This is a genomic window from Alkalicoccus luteus, from assembly GCF_052061695.1.
GTDB classification, from domain to species: domain Bacteria; phylum Bacillota; class Bacilli; order Bacillales; family Salisediminibacteriaceae; genus Alkalicoccus; species Alkalicoccus luteus.
Genome location: NZ_JBPZEY010000005.1, coordinates 154,382 through 173,121, shown reverse-complemented (window position 1 = coordinate 173,121; position 18,740 = coordinate 154,382). Strand labels below are relative to the sequence as shown.

The following is an 18,740-nucleotide window of genomic DNA, read 5'->3' as shown; positions in this document are numbered from 1 at the left end:
GAAGCTGCCGTCCCTTACGCAGGGGCGGCTTTTCTGTGGGTCCTTCCGCGTGTTTTCCAGGAAACAATAGACATGCGAAAAGACGGTCTGCTACTATGGAAGATAGACAGCAAACGGACAATTTTGACGAAAAAGGGGACCTGGCGATGGGTAAAACAGCGGTGATTACTGACTCTACATCCTACATACCGGAAGAAACACGCAAGCAGTATAACATTACGATGGTGCCGCTGAACGTGATTTTCGGTGAGGAAACGTTTAAGGAAGAATGGGACATTACATTTGAAGATTTTTATTACAAAATGAAGCATACGGAAAAGCTGCCGACGACGTCGCAGCCGAGCATCGGTCTGTTCGAGGAAACGTATCGCGAGCTTGGAGCGGAATACGATGAAATTGTCGTCGTCACGCTCTCCAGCGGCATCAGCGGCACGTTCCAGACGGCCGTTGCCGCAGCGAACATGTTTGAGGAGCTGCCTGTGCACGTGTTTGATTCCGAAGTGAGCTGCATGATTCAAGGCTTTTATGCGCTCGAAGCAGCCAAGCTTGCGAACGAAGGCAAGGACGGCAAAGCGATTATGGCTCGGCTCGAGGAGCTGAAAGAAAAAACGAGCGCCTATTTTATGGCCGACGACTTGAATCATCTGCACCGCGGCGGACGCCTGAACGGCGCCCAGCTGTTTATCGGCAGTATGCTCAAGGTGAAGCCAGTGCTTCATTTTGAAGACAAAAAAATCGTCCCGTACGAAAAAGTGCGTACGGAGAAAAAAGCGATTGCGAAAATTCGCTCGCTGCTTGACTCGGACTTAACGCAGGAGGAATCGGCGTCGATTGCCGTCATTCACGGCAACTGCCTGGATAAAGCAGAGCCGATCGCAGACGAGCTGCGCGAGCAGTATCCGAACGCGGACGTGTACATCAGCCACTTCGGTCCGGTCATCGGCACCCATTTAGGGCCCGGCGCGATCGGCATCGGCTGGATGCACCTCGACTGAGATTCATGACCGCCGGCACCGGTCTAACAGCCGCCGGCGGAAGCAAATGTATCGAACGACAACCTATGTGATACGAACGGACCTCATTTCAATTGGGAAAGGGGTCTTTTTTATGGAAAAAGAAATCATCACCGCCCTTCGCGGCAGGCAGCTCACGATCGACGAGCTCGTGGCGGCGTTGGCAGGCGGCGAACCATTTTGTGAGAGCTACGACAGCATGAAACAGCTTCTTGACACACTCGAAGCAGAAGGGATTGTTACGAAAGCGGCGGCGATTCAAAAAACATGCCGGCGCTGCGGAGAAACGCCGACAAACTTACCGGGTTCGTGCGGCCGCTGCGGCAAAGCGTGCAGCTACTGCCGCGGCTGTTTGATGATGGGCCGAATCACAGCGTGCACGTATCTGTACCGGGCGTCACCGCCAGCAGCCCATCCTGCAGCCTGCACCTGGAGCGGCTCGCTCTCGGACCTGCAGCAGCAGGGAGCGGATACGCTTGTCACGGCTTATCGGAAAAAGAGGAGCCGGCAGCTGTTGTGGGCGGTCTGCGGCGCTGGCAAAACAGAAATGCTGTTTCCGCTTATCGAATCGGTGCTGGCTGATCAGAAGCCGGTCATGATCGCTACGCCGAGGAGGGACGTCGTGCAGGAGCTGGAACCACGCATTCGGGCTGCGTTTCCGGAAGCGAAAACGGCCGGGTTTTACGGCGGCAAGGAGCCGCACGAGCGGCTCGCTTCCTTTGATATAGCCGTTGCCACGACGCATCAGCTGCTCCGTTTTCGCGACGCGTTTCCGGTGCTCATCATCGATGAAGTCGACGCGTTCCCATTTTCAGCGGATGCTGCGCTGCTCCAGGCAGCCGGTCAGGCGGTAGAACAAAACGGCCTTACCGTATATGTGACAGCAACGCCGTCACGCACGCTGCAGCAGGAGGCGAAACGCGGCAAGCTTCCTGCTGTCACCGTCGGGAGGCGCTACCACGGCGCTGATCTGCCGGTCCCGGCCTTTTACTGGGCAGGCCGCTGGCAGAAACGGCTTGAAAAGAGCCGGCTGCCGGAGACCCTCGCCCGCTTTTTACGAAAGCACCGAGAACGGCAGGTGCTGCTGTTTGTACCGGAAACCGCTGATCTGGAGCCAGTCAGAGAAGCGGTCACTAAGCTCCTTCCCGGTATCCGCTGTACGAGCGTGTATTCCGGGGAGCCGCTCCGGGCTGAGCGGGTGAAGGCCTTTCGGAACAAGCAGATCGACGTGCTCGTGACGACAACAATTCTGGAGCGGGGAATTACGATCGAAAACGTGCAGACAGCCGTGCTCGGAATCGAAGCGCCAATTTTCACTGAAACCGCCCTGATTCAAATCGCCGGACGGGCCGGACGCAGCCCGCGCTACCCGAACGGCGACGTCGCGTTTTTTCATTTTGGCAAGACGACTGCTGCGATGAGAGCCGTTGCTACGATACGGCGCCTGAACAGGGAAAGCCGATGAAGCTTGTTGTAACCGGCACGTGCCTGCTCTGCTCCGAGACGATTTATCCGGCCGGCGACTGGTATTCGCTGCTGCAGTCGAAGCTGCCGCCGCTCTGTTCAGCGTGCACCGATAAGCTCGCGCCGATTAACCAGGCGAGGTGCTGTACGATTTGCGGGCATCCCGATTCAAAGCCGCACTGTGCGGCCTGTCAGCCGGAGGACTTTATGCAGCGCTCCTTCTATCCGTACAACGACGACGTCAAGGACGTGCTTGCTCGCTTCAAATACCGCGGTGATGCGGCGCTCGCACAATTATTCCAGCTGCCGATGCAGCGGCTTTTACGCCGGCTTCCGAAAGCGGACGCAGTCGTACCAGTACCGCTGCATCCGGACCGGTTGTTTGAACGTGGCTTTAATCAGGCTGCGCTCGTCGTGAAACGTCCGAAGCTTCTGCTCGCGAGGCACACGCTGTCGGCGAAGCAGAGTAAATCGACCCCGGCAGAGCGGGAAGCGAATCTGCGCGAAGCGTTTCACGTAACAGGGAATGTGACCGGCATGCGGATTATGCTTGTTGACGATATTTATACGACTGGTGCTACGATGCGCGCCTGTAAAGACGTCCTGATCCGAGCAGGCGCAGCCTCGGTTTGTGGGATAACAGTAGCACGTTCGTTACGCAAAAGTCCCATGTAAACCGCGCCCTCCCTGCCGATATTAAACGTAGAAAAGCCGGAGATGATCCGGTTTGCAGAGGAGGAACGCATATGCCGGAGTTAGCCAACTGTCCGGACTGTGGCGGGCTTTTCGTCAAGGCGCTTAGAAGCGTTTGTGAAACGTGCGCCAAAGACGTTGAAGCCCAGTTTGATACGGTGTACAGCTTTATCCGCAAACGCGACAACCGTCGGGCGACGATCGATGAAGTCGTCGAGAGTACGGGCGTCACGAAGGAACGCATCTTTCAGTTTATCCGGGATGGACGCATTTTACTTTCCCAGTTTCCGAATTTAACGTACCCGTGCGACGCCTGCGGGAAAGATATCCGCGAAGGAAAGCTTTGCTCAACGTGCCGGTCGAGGATCGAATCAGGCATCGAGCAGTCAAACCGCGAGAAGGATTTCAGCGACCGGAAGGCCGTTCGCGAAAAAAGCCGTTACACGACCTACCATTCCCTAGAAGGAAAAGTACGCAAAGACCGGTAAACATGCGTGCGCTTTCTGCCGATACTAGCCGTAGAAGCACGGAAGCGGATGACATGCTATCATGGAGGAAATGACTCTGCTGCGAGCAGAAGGAGGTGGCGCCCGAATGAAAATCAATCCGATGCACTCGGTTCAGGCTTATAAAAGCCAGCAGAACATGCAGCGTCAGCAACAAGAGATCGTGAAAAAAGCGGATCAGCTGGAAATTTCCGCGCAGGCAAAAGAGCTTGCGAAGGCCCGTGAATTTACAGAAGCCCGTGAGCAGAAGGTGCAGGAGCTGAAAGCGCAGGTGCAGAACGGCACGTATAAGCCGGACGTAAATGAAACCGCGCGGAAACTATACGACTACTGGAATAAGTAAGGGGAGGCCTGTATGAAGGATAATTTATACACCATTCTGCAGGCACAGCTCAGCGTGCACGAAGAGCTTCTGACAGCTGCGGAAGAGAAGACAGCAGCCGTTCAGCAAAACGATACGAAAGCACTCGATGACCTCGTGCGTCAGGAAGCAGGATTCGCTGCCAGGCTGTCAAAGCTTGAAGCGGCAAGGCGCACGCTGACAGCAGGGCTGCTGCGGGCAGAGAACCTGCCTCCGAAGCAGGCGACGCTGAGTGATCTCGCGCCGCTGTTAACAGAAGATGAGAAAGAAGCGTTCGGCGCGATGCGTACGAAGCTGATCGATGTCGTCGACAGGCTGCAGGCGCAAAATGACTTAAACCGGCAGCTGTTGGAGGATTCGCTTCGCTTTGTAAGCGTCAGCCTCGATACGATGAAGCCGAACCGGCAGTTCAGCAGCTATTCCGGCAGCGGCCGGGAAGAAGAGGAACAGAACGGGCGGTCCCTGTTTGATTCAAAAGCCTGACAGGGGCGGCCTTTTTCTGCAGGAAGGAGTAACGCAATGGTTTCCACGTTCAGCGGACTTGAAACAGCGCGCCGCGCGCTGAGTACCAACCAGTCAGCACTGATGACGGTCGGCCATAATATCGCCAATGCCAATACGGAGGGCTATTCCCGTCAGCGGGTGAATTTTACCCAGACGGAAGCCTTCCCGAGCCCGGCCTTCAATAAGCCAGGTATTCCGGGACAAATGGGCACCGGTGTGAAAGCAGGGGAAGTGCAGCGGGTCCGGGAATCGTTTCTTGATATTCAGTACCGCGAAGAAAATCATAAAAACGGCTACTGGGGCGCCCGGCTTGATGCACTGACGAAAATGGAGGACATCATGAACGAGCCGTCCGATGACGGGATTTCCCAAGCGATGGACCGTTTCTGGCAGTCGCTCCAGGACTTGTCCGTTAATCCGGAGGACGCCGGAGCTCGATCCGTTGTGCGTCAGAACGGCGAAGCGCTTGCTGATACGATCGGCACGAATTACAGCGCAATCCAGGCGATTCAGCGCGACTACTTGAACGAAGTGGACGTCACAGAAAACAAGGTCAATTCCCTCATCCGCCAGATCGACGGCCTAAACAAGCAGATCGCATCCGTCGAACCACACGGCATGCTGCCAAATGACCTGTACGACCAGCGCGACGTGCTGCTGGATGAGCTGTCGGCCTATGTGAACATTAAAGTTGACCGCGTGCCGAGCGGCGGAAATGCGAAACAGATGGCAGACGGAAAAGTGACGGTGACGCTTGCCAATGAAAACGGCCGTGCGCTTACCGGCGCAGACGGCCAGCCGCTCACGGTCATCAACGGAACGGACCTTACATACGAGCAGATCTCGATGAACACCGTTCCGTCCGAAAGCGACGAGCTGGAGGACCCGCTCTATTCTATTTCCATCGGCGGTGAGGAAATCCGTTTAAGTGAATTCAGCTCTCCGGGCAAGCTGTTCGGTATCGCGGAAGCGTACGGTATTTATGCAGGCGCAGCCGATAATCCGGCATCCGCTGCGGCAGCCGACATCCGCGGCATTTATCCGGATATGCTCAGAGAGCTCGACATGATGGTGAGCCAGTTCGCAAAAGCGCTGAACGACGTGCATAACAGCAACGCGAGCCTGAGTGAAATCGACTCCGGAGAAAATCAGGACATTGACTTTTTCGGAACCGGATCTGACGTGCGCTTTGCCAATCTCGGTGACGGGGAATACTTCGTCGGCGCAGCGAAAAACTTCCGCGTCAGCGACGAGGTCAGAAGCAGCCTCGATAACATTGCTGCCTCAAGCTTTGACGGTGGCCAGGCGTTTGCCGGAGACGGATCGGGAGCGCTTGCGCTTGCAAACGTCAAGGATGCGCGTCTGAACTTTGGCGGCAGCACAACGAACGTACAGAGTTTTTACCAGTCGGTGATCGGCGAAATGGCCGTGGAAACGAGTGAAGCTGGCCGGCTCGAGCGAAACACGGCTTCGCTGCGGGAATCGGTGGAAAACCGCCGCCATTCGGTGAGCAGCGTGTCGCTGGATGAAGAGATGTCGCTCATGATTCAGTTTCAGCATTCCTATAACGCAGCGGCACGAAGCCTGACGAACATGGATGACATTCTCGACCGCGTCATCAATGGCATGGGCCGCGTCGGTCTGTAAGAAACGACTAGAGGAGGAAACGGCATGCGAGTAACCCAGTCAATGATGACTGCCAATTCGATGAAGCATTTATCCAGCGGGTACGGACAGATGATGAAATACCAGGACCAGCTTTCAAGCGGGAAGAAAATTTCCCGCGCCTCCCAGGATCCGGTCGTGGCGATGAACGGCATCCGCTACCGGACTCAGGTGACGGAAACCGGCCAGTTTAAGCGCAACCTGTCTGAAGCGCACAACTGGATGGATACGTCGGATGCGACGCTTGATAAAGCGACGAACTCGCTCCACCGCATCCGCGAGCTGACCGTGCAGGCGTCCAATGACTCCTACGAATCCGGACAGCGCTCCAATATCGCAAAAGAAGTCGCCCAGCTGCGCGAGCACCTGGCGTCGCTTGCGAACACGCGCAACAACAATAAATACATGTTCAACGGCACGGATACGACGAACGCTCCGGTTGATACGAGCCGCATGGATATCGGCTTTAACGGCCTGAGCGGCGTGTTGGAGGGAGATCTCCCGGAGGAAGCCGAGGACTTTCCGCTCGACGTGATGTATAAAGGAAACGCCTATACCTTTCAAGGCATGGAAGGAGACAGCGCGGTCTTCACCGGACCGGATAACGAGACGATTTCGTTTACGATCGAGGACGGCAGCGTGACCGGAGCCGTGCGCAGCTTTAGTGAGGACGGCACGACCCGCACGGAATCGCTCCCTGAACGAAACGTTATCGTCTCTCACAAAGATGCTGTATCGACGAATGGACGCACGGTGAGCGTGGAGCTGATGAAGGGCACGAACGTGGACATTAACGTGAATCCGCAGGCCGTCTTCGGCAACCAGCTTTTTGCGGATTTAAAGGCGCTGGAGAACGCGCTGGAGCATCCGGATACAACAGCCTCGGAGCTTTCCGCCATGCTGGACGTGCTTGATAAGCACGTGAACAATTCCGTTAATGAACGCGCGGAGCTCGGCGCGCGCATGAACCGGGTCGAAATGATCGACCGCCGCGTGCAGGAGCAGGATTTGATCGCCAAGCGGATCATGTCCGACAACGAGGACGTGGAAATGGAGGAAGCGATCATGAACTTAATGACCGCTGAAAACATACACCGCGCTGCACTCTCCTCCGGGGCACGCATCATGCAGCCGTCGCTCATGGATTTTCTCCGGTAACAGCTGATGCAGATTCAAATTGAGGTAACCCACGCGAAAACGGGCATGACCCACCACCGGCCGCCGATGCAGATCACGCAGCGGCCGGCAGAGCTGTCGATTCAGCAGAATCCGGGCAGCGTGCAGATGAGTAAGACGGACGGGAAGCTGACGATTGATCAGACCGAAGCGTTTGCAGACGCCGGGTTGAAAAGCATTATCCGCCGCAACCACGAAATGGCCGCTAAAGCGAATCAGCAGGTGCTCGCCTATATCGCGAAGGTGGCCCGGGACGGGGAGCAGCTGAAGCGGATTGAAGAGCCAGGTAATAAAATCGCCATGCTCGCCAAAGAGCGCGGCCGCATCTTTGAGCACGAGCTCGCCTACCGTCAGATTCCGTCCGGAACGGAGAAGGTGCGCATATCCTATGAGCCGTCGCAGCTGTCGGTAACGGTCAATCCGGCTGACGTAGCAGTCAATGTGACGCCGAACCGGCCGCAGATCGATGCACCTCGTTGGAGCGTTGACACGTACGTCACACAAAAGCCCGACGTGCGCATCACGGCCCCGCGTCTTGACCGGACTATATAATAGTAGAAACTGGGTGTTCCATTTGTCGAGGGACACCTTTTTCATTATCACGAATCACTACCAACATTTAGTGTATATAAGCCAAATTCCTTATCGAAATGAAGAAGCTTGATGCGGTACACTAAACGAAGTGAAGAGAAACAGGGGGATGATTATGCAAATTGAAACGAAGTACAGCGGAACGGTGGACATCAATGAAGCGAACATTACCGTGTTCCCGTCCGGTATCCCGAGCTTTGAAGCGGAAAAGCAGTTTGTGCTGCTCCCATTCGCAGAAGAAACGGGGCCGTTTTACATTCTGCAGTCCATCGCGACAGCGGAGCTCGCGTTCATCGTTATGAATCCGTTTACGTTTTTTCCGGATTATGAAGTGGAGCTGAGCGATCAGACGCTGGAAGCGCTCCACGTGAGCGCAGAAGAGGACGTGTCGCTGTTCGTCATGCTGACGCTGAAGGATTCGTGGCAGGACTCCTCTGCGAATCTGCGCGGACCGATCGTGATTAATCATGAGACACGTCTCGGACGGCAAATCGTGCTGGCAGAAAGCAGCTATTCGACGAAACATGCGCTGCCGGTGCCGGCAAAGGAGGGGAAGTAAATGCTCGTTCTTTCCCGCAAGCAGAATCAATCGATTAAAATCGGCGATGATATCGAGCTCACGGTCGTTTCGGTTGAAGGCGATCAGGTGAAGCTCGGCATTAACGCACCGAAGAACGTCGAGATCCACCGCAAAGAGGTGTACCTTGCGATTCAAGAGGAGAACGCAAGCGCTGCTTCTTCCAGTATTGATGTGCTGACAGCCTTTGCAAAAAATGATTCGAGTCACTAAAAACATCCAATAAGTGGAATAAACATGCAGGCGCACCCGCAAGGCATCGATAATTGTCTTAGAATTGTCTGCGTCTTTTGCCTCTATAGCAAGCCTTTTGTGAACCGATGACTGACTGGAAAATACCTATCGAATCTTGTCGTTTTTTTTCTCAACGTGTATTCTTATGAGTAGACCAATAAAGGGAGGATCTTCATTCATGCAACAATCGTATACACCGACCCACACTGCAGCGAACGGCCAGGTCCTCGTCATCGATCATGACCGCTATCTCACCGGCAACTCCGAGAAGCGCCTGCAGGAAACCCTGCCGGGAGAGCGTGTCATTGTCGAACAGGGAGATGTCCAATCGTTTGATGACGCTTCCCATGTGTTTCTGCTGATCGAATCCCTGACGTCGGAAACGACCGACTGGATCGACGACGTGCTGGAACGGACGGGGGAGGCAAAGGTGCTGCTTGTGACAGTCGGACGTCCGAGCAGTTCACTGATTCCATATTTGTCCAATCATCTGAGCGGTCTGTTGTCGTTACATAGCTTTTATACGTACGGAAAAACGATTATCAGCACCGTCGACGAATTCGGCTGCTACCTCGAGCAGGGCATGCATGACGACCTCGTCCGCCATCTGCACGAGCAGAAGCTGCGCGACCGGCCGATTAAGCGGCTCGTTCTGAGGCAGGAGGACGTGCAGTACCAGCTCACGAAAAACGAGCGCGCCGTTCTTCAGCACATTTTGGACGGCCATAACAACCGTAAAATTGCCGAACTTATGTATCTCGCCCCATCCACCGTCAGCACCGTTATCAGCCACCTGCTGAAAAAGCTCGGCGCTAACGACCGCACCGACGCCATGGTGCGCATTATCCGCAACGGCTGGGTCGATGCAATGAGGTAAAGGTTTTGAAGCTCTCCGATTAGGAGGGCTTTATTTTGTATGCAAAGGAAAAGAAAATAATGGCCGACGGGTCGTTCTCCGCTTTCGATCGAACGCTTTCCGGAGGGGGCGGCCTCAGCTAACTGGCTTTATGAAACAAAGCCAGTGGATCTTCGGCTCGCCCTGATCCTCCCGGAGTCGTCGATCTGCGCTACGAATAGAACGTTTGGAGGTTGATAAGGACTAATTCCTTCCTACGGATACGTAAATAGAAAGAAATGCCGCTTAAAGTTTTGGACCTGTTCCAGTTTACGAAATGCATAAACGCACGAGTATAGCCGATCGGGGTTTCTTGCGAAAGTTAAGGCTGCACCATTTTAATATGAGCTTATAGATCTTCATTTTGAGATGGTTATTATTTTCAGAAGAAAAGTGACCTATTTCCTAAACATTAATTAACTTCCTCCGATATTAACCATGCAGGGCAAAGGAGTCGGCGGCCGACGGAACCAACGCCCTAACTACGTACTTCCATCACAAGGATGTGACCGGGAGTTAAAATCAGGGAGGATATTTATTATGATTATTAACAACAACATTCCAGCAATGAACACACACCGACAGATGGGTGTGAACCAGAATGCGATGCAGAACTCGATGGAGAAGCTTTCCTCAGGACTAAGAATCAACCGTGCAGGTGACGACGCAGCAGGTCTAGCGATCTCTGAAAAGATGCGCGCACAAATCAATGGTCTTGATCAGGCGAGCCGTAACGCACAGGATGGTATTTCCATGATTCAGACAGCTGAAGGTGCACTGGATGAGACTCATTCTATTCTACAGCGTATGCGTGAATTAGCTGTTCAATCTTCCAACGACACAAACGTTGACGTTGATCGTGAAGAACTTCAAAAAGAAGTAGGTCAGTTGATTGAAGAAATCGATCGCATCGCTGACAATACAGAATTTAATACTCAGACGTTATTTAATGGAGATTTAGCTGCTGCTGACCCTGATAATGTTGCAGATGGTGAAGGTGTCTTGTTTCATATTGGAGCCAATGAAGGACAAAACATTCAAGTAACATTTTCTGACATGACTTCAGGTGGTTTAGAGGTAGACGGTGTTGATATCTCTAATCAAGCGGGTGCAGATGCGGCTATTACTGTTATCAACGATGCTATTGAAGGAGTATCAGCAGAAAGATCAAAACTAGGTGCTACTCAAAACCGTTTAGAACACACTATCTCTAACCTAGACAACTCTTCTGAGAATCTATCGGCTGCAGAGTCTCGTATCCGTGACGTTGATATGGCTTCCGAAATGATGGAGATGACGCGTGCGAATATTCTCTCTCAGGCTTCTCAGTCTATGCTTGCTCAAGCTAACCAGCAGCCACAGTCTGTTCTTCAGTTACTTGGATAATTTCATTTCGTTACTTCTTAACGGGAGGCTCTGGCTTAGGCCGGGCCTCTTTTTTGATTTTGATTTGGAGGTGAGTGCATGCACGAAGTGAAATCCCAGGGGAAAAAGATCCTACATAAAATGCTGTCGACTGCTCAGCGATGGTTTTCGAAGCTCGTTGATGAGACGGATTTTTATTTATCCAAAGCGCTTCGCTTACTGCAGGAGACAAAAACAGAGTTTGAGCTGTACGTGCAAGATCGTTATGAGCTGACGACGTATATCGAGTTGAAGCAGCAGGAAATTCTCGAGCTTCATGAAAAACTGAGTCAGCTTACTGCGGAATCGTCCTCTAAGCAATATGCAGCTATAAGCGATGAGCTTGCCAATAAGGTCAATGAGCTGCATCAGGCAGAGTTGGATTTAGAACAATTGGAAGCAAAGCTTAACATGTTCGAGATGAAGATGGAGCAGGTCCAAGCTGAACAGCTCACTACAGCGAAAGAACGTGATACATATCGCGAGCAGTATCAAGAACTAGATGCCCGAACGACTCAGCTCATAGAGGAAAAGAACGCATTACTGATTGAGGTAGAAGCGTTTAAGCAAGAGCCTTCATCCGAACTCCTCATAGAAAAGCAAACACGAGTATCAGAGCTGGAACGGCAGGTTTCTCTTAATCAGCAGGAGCTGGATCACCTGAAAAAAGAGTTTCAGCGAAAGCTTCAGGCGCTTGGGAAATTAAACAGTCAGTTTCATGAATACAAACAAAAGTATCGCGAAGAAAAGTATCAGCTTGCTAATACGAAAGAAGCTTACGAGCAAGCGAAACTCGAGGTTGCGACACTGCAAAACGATAGAGAAAAACTATACCAGCTTACGCTCGAGAAGGAAGCAGAAATACTTCGTTATTTGAAAGAGACGGAGCAAATAGTTGTTGATAAGGAAGAGGCAGAAGCAAGGTTGAAGCAGATGGAGTCGACGTTTGCTCAAAAGTTGAATGTCGCTGATATGGAGCTGCAAAATGCCAAAGCAGAGTTGGAGCAAGCGCAGGAAACAATTGCGGTAAAAGAGGCAGAGAAAACTGAAGTGTCACCGGAGGATAAAGAAAAGCTGATCATTCTCCGAAATGAATATGAAATTCGATTCCGCGAACTCTATAAGCGGGCAGTTTTTCATGAAGAATTCTTTCAAGATTTTTATGCGCTAACGGCATCTGACCGACTAAAAGCAGAAGGTGTGATTGCCGGACTTGTGCACGAGAATAAGCTAACAGTTTCTTCGATCAGGAAAAATCCAGTGCAGGTGAGTGGCGGAACGATTCCCGAGTACCGGTTTGGCGACACGGGAAGAATCTACTGTAGAAAAGAGCAGGGGAACTATAACTTTATCCGGCTGAGTCGCACGAAGAACGGCAAAGGCAGGCTGGATCAGGCGAAGGTCATTAAATGGATGCAGAAAAATGTGCAATAAACTAAAGTATATAAAGCAGAGAAATAATTATTTTTATTATTTGATAAAACGCTAAACAGCCGAAAGATAGCGCCGATATATACATCAGAACAGTAAAACCTCAAAAGACGGTAAACTCAGGACGAGTTTCGTGTGTTATTTATTGCAGGAGGCAATGGATGTTCATTCGTATCTCGTCTTTTTCGTACCAGCTTTTCCTGTGTCAAGCTGTTCGTTATCTTCCATGGAAGGAGGAGCTGTCCCGTGCTCGTAATGCAATGTAAAGCAGGAGACTGCATTGTAGTGGGTGACAACGTCACTCTGCGGGTCGTTCAAGGCAAACAAGGGCAGTTACGACTGGCGTTTGACGCGCCAAAGGAAATCGCCATTAAGCGCCAAGACACGAAGCAGACCGGTTAGTAAATGGTGTTTTAGCAGGAAAAGAATTGAATAAAAAAAGCTCAGGACGAGCAGACAAGCGAAACGCGCTGCAGGATGCAGTGGACGGTTTCTTAGTCTGTTCGTTTTTTTGTTTTTCACATGCCAAGGAGGGTATAACATGCTGGTATTAGGAAGAAAGCCTGGAGAATACGTCGTTATCAATGAGGAAATCACGGTCAAGGTCGTGCGAGGTGCTGGAGGTCAGCTGAGACTCGCCATCGACGCACCTCGACACATGAGCATCACGCGTGGAGAGGTGTATGAAGAGCAGCAACAGACAGCTGCATTTCTAGCTGCGCAGCAGGATCCAACTCAACAGCTTCAAGCATAAGAATATTCATGCTCAAGGACGAGCGGAGGAAGATGCAGAACGATACATGTTCTGTCCTTTCCTCTGCTCGTCCTTTTTATGTAGAGCAGAAGGTCAACCGTCACTCAGCCACGAACGGCATAAACGGATGTATGCCAAAAACTACTTACACGGAGGTCATGTAATCATGATTATCAACAACAACATTTCAGCTCTGAACACACACCGTCAGATGGGTATTAACCAGAACAACATGCAGTCTGCAATGGAGAAACTCTCTTCAGGACTTCGTATTAACCGTGCAGGGGACGACGCAGCAGGTCTTGCGATCTCTGAGAAGATGCGTGCTCAGATCAACGGTTTGGATCAGGCAAGCCGTAACGCTCAGGACGGTATTTCTTTGATTCAAACCGCAGAAGGTGCATTGGATGAGACTCACAGCATCCTTCAGCGTATGCGTGAACTTGCAGTTCAATCTGCTAACGACACAAATACTGAATCTGATCGTGAAGAAATTCAAAAAGAAATTAACCAATTAACTAATGAAATTGATCGAATTGCAAACACTACAGAATTCAACACGCAAAAACTTCTTAACGGCGAAAAAGAAGGATTAAAAGCAGCGGCAGATGGAACAGTTACTTTACAATCTAATACTGGTGCAAATGTAACAGCTGCAGCTGCGGACGCAGAAGGTTTAGACAAATCTGGAACTATTACGATAACGAGAACTTCATCAGGCGCTACGGATTTAGCAGATGATTTTAGTATTGGAGATCCATCGGAATTGAGTGCTGCTTTAGCGGCTGATGGAAGCTCGCTTACTGACGCAGCTTTCGGCAGTGCAATTAATTTAAGTGGACTTGCAGACATGCAAGTTGGCGACAGCATCACGATTAGTGTAAAGGCTGCTGATGAGGGAAATAATGATGCAAGTAAAGCGCTATCTTTCCAGATTGGTGCAAACTCTGGTCAAAATATATTAGTTGGCATCAATGATATGAGATCAGATGCACTGGGTCTACGTAGCGGTAATGACGCTATTGATATTACAAGTGCTGATAAGGCTACAGCTGCGATTACAACGATTAACAATGCAATTGAAGCTGTATCTGCTGAACGTTCTAAGCTTGGAGCTTTCCAAAACCGTCTCGACCACACAATCTCCAACTTGAACAACTCTTCTGAAAACCTTTCTGCTGCGGAGTCTCGTATCCGTGACGTAGATATGGCGAAAGAAATGATGGAAATGACGCGTGCGAACATTCTCTCTCAGGCTTCTCAGTCTATGCTCGCTCAGGCGAACCAGCGTCCGCAGAGCGTGCTTCAGCTTCTTGGTTAATACCTTCTCACGACCTGTCCTTCGGGATGGGTCTTTTTTGTTTTTTGACTTTCGAAAGTCCTTGTTTTACTGGCTATCCTTTAGGTTATATAGTAATATATACATAGTTATTTTTATGCAGGAGGAGTCGGTTGGATGAGGCGTCGAAAGAAGGAGCGGTACGTGATGCTTGGTGCGGTCGTTGTGCTGCTCGGGTTTAATGTGTGGTTTATGCCGCAGTTTCTGGACCGGGTGTACGGAGAGCCGGAGGAAGCGCTGGCGAATGAGGAGCTCGATGCTGAAGTAGAAATAGATATAGAAGAACCGCTGTCCTCATTTGAAACGGACATCGATGACGAGGTTCCAGCTGAGGAACCGGAGTCGCAGACCGCGGCGGAGCGTGAGCCGGATCAGCTGCTTGCGGAAGCCGACGAGTGGGATGCAGAGGTGTTGGTGACGGAAGCGGACGACCGGTTTGAGGTAGAAGTAAATGGTGCGGTGCTTTACGCAGGTATGCCGGAGGCTTCGCTCATTGAAGCGCTTGGCGCTGCAGAGTCGCAGACGCTCCATCACGATTTTCAGCCGCCTGGTCAGGAGCTGATCGTGAGCGCAGTGCATCACGCTTATGAGGACGTAGATGCGTACGTTCGCTCGCATACGGGTGACGTGTATACGATCGTCGTACAGCTGCCTGTGGAAGAGCTTGCCGAGAGCGACTGGGAGGAGCTGGACGGGTCTGCAGACCGCCGGCTGGAGAACGACGGCGGCCTGCTGTTGCTGGATACCCGCCGTGCGAATGAAGGCTGGGCGACGCTCCTATTAACGTCGTCGGTGCGCTAGCGCTCCGGCAGGCGGTGAACGCTCGTCACCCAGTGGTGGCGAATCGCGTAAACGATACAGCTCGTGCGCTCGGTGCAGCCCGTTTTGCGCATCAGATTGCCGATGTAGCGCTTGATCGTTTTGAGCGAATAGTGCATCTCATCGGCGGTTTTCTGGGTGGAGTAGCCGTTAATCAAGTAGTAGAGCACAAGACGCTCCTGCTTCGTGACAGACTCGGGGATCTGCTCGTGGTTCAATTCAAACGAGTCGATCGGGCGCTGTGAGAATTTATATTGAAAGTTATGCTCGGCTATTTCAAAGCTGAGGCCGGGATCGGCGATAAAATCGTATTCCTCGAGCTGCTGCAAATACAGCTCCGGTCGTTCGCTCATTGATTCGATCGACAGCAGCCCTTTAATCGGATAGTCGAGCAGCGTCCGCGCTTCTGCCAGATGCGCTTCATCGGTGAGGATGACCGGCTCAAGATCGTTCATGATAGTGGACGATTCTTCCGGAAAGAGCTCCAGCATAAGCGCAGCGCGCGGGTGGTAAACGAAAATATGATCAAACCGGGCGGCTTCTTTCGGATCAAAGCTCGTTAAAAATGAGCAGGAAACCGGTTCTGGAAAGCGGATCTGCTTCATTTTCTCGGATGTTGCCTGGGGGGCGTGCAAAATTGCAACGTCTTTTTCGGTCAGCATCGTCATAAACAAACCTGCCTTTTCGAATTGTCTCTATTTATATATGTATCATATTCAATTTGTAATATCTATGTAATATTCCGAAAACATTCCGATACTAGAAAGATTGATACTTTTGAAATAGGTCTTCATTTAATAGATTATTCATGAAAAATCGGTCCTAACTCCCTTTTTGAACGTAGTGAATATGATATGATGATGAAAACAATCAGAAAGAGTGATCAACGTGCCCGCAATCGGAAATCTTCCGGACCAGATAACGTTACTGAATGCAATCGACAGCATTGGGGAAAACATTTTAATTGCAGATACAGACTACCGCATCACCTGGATGAATACCGAGGCAGTAAAGCTGTTTAACGAAATCGCCTTGCTATACGGATATGGGAGCGCTGAGGATCTGATCGGGATGCAGATGAATCACTTTCACGAGCAGCCGGAGCATCAGCAGCGTATCATGGCGTCACTTGAAAAAGGCCACCGGACCCGTATCACGATTAAGGATCAAATCATCACCGATATTGTCATCACGGCAATTCAGGCGAAGGACGCCCCGATTGAAGGATACGTTGTCATGCTGCAGGACGTGACGCGCACCGCAGAACGGGACGCGGAGCGGGAGAAAATGCTTGAAGACCTGTCTGTTCCGATCATGCACGTCTGGGAAAACACAATCGCCGTGCCGATGGTCGGCAGCATGACCGAGGAGCGCAGCAGCCGGCTCGTGTCGGCAGTGCTGGAAGCGTGCACGGATTCCGAGACGGACTACGTGATTGTTGCGCTTTCCGGGATTCACACGTTTGACGAAACGCTTGCATCCGCAATCCGCCAGCTGTGCGAATGCCTGCAGCTGATCGGCACCGAATGCCTCGTTGTCGGCATCGGACCGTCGCTTGCGATGTCTTTCCGCGCGCTCGATCAGGATTTAAAAACGTACCAGACGACCCATCAGGCGCTGGAACAAATTATGGCGTCGCAAAGCGTCTATAAATAAGAAACACGGCCGTCCGATTCCGATCGGGCGGTTTTTTGCTGCGGACAAAAAGGCACCTGAATCTGTCCTGTTTTGAAGACTCGCAGACAGCAGGCGAACGAACCATACCAGTGAGGGGCACGTAAGCGGAAAGAAGGGATCTGGGATTTTTTACATAGTTCATTCCTATAAACCGTATGAAAAAGGGTGGTCAGGAAAAATCTAAAATGATAGATTGAAAATTATAAATAGTTGTAAAATTTTATTTCAAAAACGCTTTAATTGTAAGCGCTTTATTAAACGAAGGAGGGGTTACGATGAAAAAGAAGGTGTCGATTTTACTGTCTGCAGCACTGGTGGCATCCGTGATGACGACTGCCGGCGCAAGTCCGGGCAATGCGCCTAACAAGGATGGAGAGTTTAAGCTCGGTGTGGACGTGCTGATGGAGGATGAGCTGGAGCTTGTGGAAGGGAAAAATGTCGGACTGATTACGAACCCGACCGGTGTCGATCAGGAGCTGAACAACATCGTCGACGTGCTGTTTGAGCATCCGGATGTGGAGCTGACCGCACTTTACGGCCCGGAGCACGGTATCCGCGGTGATGCGCAGGCAGGTGAATACGTCGAGTCATACATCGATGAACAGACGGGTCTTCCGGTATACAGCCTTTATGGTGAGACGAGACAGCCGACAGAAGAGATGCTCGAAGACGTCGACGTGCTGCTGTATGACATACAGGACGTCGGGACGCGCTTTTACACGTACATTTATACGATGGCCTACGTGATGGAAGCGGCAGAGGAATATGACATTCCGGTCGTCGTGCTCGACCGGCCGAATCCGATCAACGGGGAGGCAGTGGAAGGGCCGGTGCTCGACCCGGACTTTGAATCGTTTGTCGGGCTGTATCCGATTCCGCTCCGGCACGGGATGACGAGCGGGGAGCTTGCTTACTTCTTTAATGAGGAGTTTGATATTAACGCTGATTTATCCGTCGTCGAGATGGAAGGCTGGGAGCGCTGGATGTACTACGACGATACGCCGCTGCATTGGGTGCTTCAGTCACCGAACATGCCAACCTTGGATACGGCACTTGTCTATCCGGGAGCGGCACTGATTGAAGGGACGAATGCATCAGAGGGGCGCGGTACGACGAAGCCGTTTGAGCTGCTCGGGGCGCCGTTTGTCAATTCGACAGAGCTTGCGGCTGAGCTGAATGCACTGGAGCTTCCGGGTGTGACATTCCGGGCGGCATCGTTTACGCCGACGATTTCCAAGCATCAGGGAACGCTATCAAACGGGGTCCAGATTCATATTGAAGACCGCGATGCGTTCCAGCCGGTCGAAACGGGACTTCATATCGTGCAGACGATGCTCGAGCTGTACCCGAATGAGTTTGAATTCCTTGGCACAAACTTCTTTGATAACCTGATCGGCAACAGCTACGTGCGGGAGGATCTCTTAAACGGCGTGCCGGCAGACGAGATCATTGCGAAGTGGCAGGATGAGCTGGACGACTTCATGGATGTGCGTGCGGACTACCTGCTCTATGAATCAAACGACGCACCGGGACGATCGCCGGGAAGCCCGGATCACCCTGGACGCGGAAATAACCCGCCGGGACACGGGAACTAAGCATGGATGACGGCGGGCTTTCAATGAAAGCCTGTCGTTTTT

Annotated in this window: 21 protein-coding genes; 20 read left to right on the top strand and 1 reads right to left on the bottom strand. The window is 51.8% G+C overall.

All coding sequences use genetic code 11. The features are described from left to right. The first annotated feature begins 95 nt into the window (after positions 1-95). The 18 genes from ACSZLD_RS08630 to ACSZLD_RS08545 all read left to right on the top strand — a co-directional run bounded on the left by ACSZLD_RS08630 (position 96) and on the right by ACSZLD_RS08545 (position 15,408). The gene (locus ACSZLD_RS08630; protein WP_377909561.1) at positions 96-995 is read left to right on the top strand and encodes a DegV family protein; all 900 of its coding nucleotides are present in this window, start codon (positions 96-98) and stop codon (positions 993-995) included. A gap of 112 nt (positions 996-1,107) precedes the next feature. Next, entirely contained in the window at positions 1,108-2,478 is a 1,371-nt protein-coding gene (locus ACSZLD_RS08625) for an ATP-dependent helicase ComFA (protein ID WP_444684924.1), read from the top strand. Further along, positions 2,475-3,152, top strand: a complete 678-nt coding sequence (locus ACSZLD_RS08620) for a ComFC family protein (RefSeq protein WP_444684923.1) — start codon at positions 2,475-2,477, stop codon at positions 3,150-3,152. The genes ACSZLD_RS08625 and ACSZLD_RS08620 overlap by 4 nt, the downstream gene beginning before the upstream one ends. Before the next feature lie 71 nt (positions 3,153-3,223). After that, positions 3,224-3,658, top strand: coding sequence for a TIGR03826 family flagellar region protein (locus ACSZLD_RS08615; protein ID WP_444684922.1), 435 nt, complete (start codon positions 3,224-3,226; stop codon positions 3,656-3,658). 106 nt (positions 3,659-3,764) lie between these two features. Further along, positions 3,765-4,019 carry a flagellar biosynthesis anti-sigma factor FlgM gene (gene flgM, locus ACSZLD_RS08610; protein ID WP_444684921.1) on the top strand — a complete coding sequence of 85 codons (255 nt, stop codon included), beginning with the start codon at positions 3,765-3,767 and terminating at the stop codon, positions 4,017-4,019. Between the two features lie 12 nt (positions 4,020-4,031). Next, positions 4,032-4,520, top strand: coding sequence for a flagellar protein FlgN (locus ACSZLD_RS08605; RefSeq protein ID WP_444684920.1), 489 nt, complete (start codon positions 4,032-4,034; stop codon positions 4,518-4,520). Between the two features lie 36 nt (positions 4,521-4,556). Beyond that, positions 4,557-6,188 (top strand): flagellar hook-associated protein FlgK, encoded by a 1,632-nt coding sequence (gene flgK / locus ACSZLD_RS08600; RefSeq protein ID WP_444684919.1) that lies wholly within the window; start codon positions 4,557-4,559, stop codon positions 6,186-6,188. A 24-nt stretch (positions 6,189-6,212) separates the two neighbouring features. After that, positions 6,213-7,364 carry a flagellar hook-associated protein FlgL gene (flgL, locus tag ACSZLD_RS08595; RefSeq protein ID WP_444684918.1) on the top strand — a complete coding sequence of 384 codons (1,152 nt, stop codon included), beginning with the start codon at positions 6,213-6,215 and terminating at the stop codon, positions 7,362-7,364. Positions 7,365-7,370: 6 nt separating this feature from the next. Continuing rightward, positions 7,371-7,934, top strand: coding sequence for a DUF6470 family protein (locus ACSZLD_RS08590; RefSeq protein ID WP_444684917.1), 564 nt, complete (start codon positions 7,371-7,373; stop codon positions 7,932-7,934). 154 nt (positions 7,935-8,088) lie between these two features. Further along, positions 8,089-8,532, top strand: coding sequence for a flagellar assembly protein FliW (gene fliW / locus ACSZLD_RS08585; RefSeq protein ID WP_377909570.1), 444 nt, complete (start codon positions 8,089-8,091; stop codon positions 8,530-8,532). Beyond that, positions 8,533-8,763, top strand: coding sequence for a carbon storage regulator CsrA (gene csrA / locus ACSZLD_RS08580; RefSeq protein WP_168005357.1), 231 nt, complete (start codon positions 8,533-8,535; stop codon positions 8,761-8,763). It begins immediately after the preceding gene. Between the two features lie 199 nt (positions 8,764-8,962). Then, positions 8,963-9,661, top strand: a complete 699-nt coding sequence (locus ACSZLD_RS08575; protein ID WP_444684916.1) for a response regulator transcription factor — start codon at positions 8,963-8,965, stop codon at positions 9,659-9,661. A 558-nt stretch (positions 9,662-10,219) separates the two neighbouring features. Further along, on the top strand, positions 10,220-11,065 hold the full coding sequence (locus ACSZLD_RS08570; RefSeq protein WP_444684915.1) for a flagellin N-terminal helical domain-containing protein: 846 nt from the start codon (positions 10,220-10,222) through the stop codon (positions 11,063-11,065). 78 nt (positions 11,066-11,143) lie between these two features. Continuing rightward, a complete protein-coding gene (locus ACSZLD_RS08565) occupies positions 11,144-12,517 on the top strand; it encodes a coiled-coil domain-containing protein (RefSeq protein WP_444684914.1) in 1,374 nt (457 codons plus the stop codon). A gap of 252 nt (positions 12,518-12,769) precedes the next feature. Then, a complete protein-coding gene (locus tag ACSZLD_RS08560) occupies positions 12,770-12,916 on the top strand; it encodes a carbon storage regulator (protein WP_377909708.1) in 147 nt (48 codons plus the stop codon). A gap of 139 nt (positions 12,917-13,055) precedes the next feature. Further along, a complete protein-coding gene (locus tag ACSZLD_RS08555; protein WP_168005363.1) occupies positions 13,056-13,268 on the top strand; it encodes a carbon storage regulator in 213 nt (70 codons plus the stop codon). 166 nt (positions 13,269-13,434) lie between these two features. After that, positions 13,435-14,589, top strand: coding sequence for a flagellin N-terminal helical domain-containing protein (locus tag ACSZLD_RS08550; RefSeq protein ID WP_444684913.1), 1,155 nt, complete (start codon positions 13,435-13,437; stop codon positions 14,587-14,589). A 135-nt stretch (positions 14,590-14,724) separates the two neighbouring features. Then, complete coding sequence (locus tag ACSZLD_RS08545; protein WP_444684912.1) at positions 14,725-15,408, top strand: hypothetical protein; 684 nt, start codon at positions 14,725-14,727, stop codon at positions 15,406-15,408. Here the strand turns inward: ACSZLD_RS08545 and ACSZLD_RS08540 are convergent. After that, entirely contained in the window at positions 15,405-16,094 is a 690-nt protein-coding gene (locus ACSZLD_RS08540) for a helix-turn-helix transcriptional regulator (RefSeq protein ID WP_444684911.1), read from the bottom strand. The two genes, ACSZLD_RS08545 and ACSZLD_RS08540, sit on opposite strands and share 4 nt — an antisense overlap. Positions 16,095-16,314: 220 nt before the next feature. Between ACSZLD_RS08540 and ACSZLD_RS08535 the strand changes: the two genes are divergently transcribed. Together ACSZLD_RS08535 and ACSZLD_RS08530 are read left to right on the top strand one after the other, a co-directional pair. Then, positions 16,315-17,082 (top strand): STAS domain-containing protein, encoded by a 768-nt coding sequence (locus ACSZLD_RS08535; protein ID WP_377909578.1) that lies wholly within the window; start codon positions 16,315-16,317, stop codon positions 17,080-17,082. Positions 17,083-17,378: 296 nt separating this feature from the next. After that, the gene (locus ACSZLD_RS08530) at positions 17,379-18,698 is read left to right on the top strand and encodes an exo-beta-N-acetylmuramidase NamZ family protein (RefSeq protein ID WP_444684910.1); all 1,320 of its coding nucleotides are present in this window, start codon (positions 17,379-17,381) and stop codon (positions 18,696-18,698) included. The last annotated feature ends 42 nt before the right edge of the window (positions 18,699-18,740 follow it).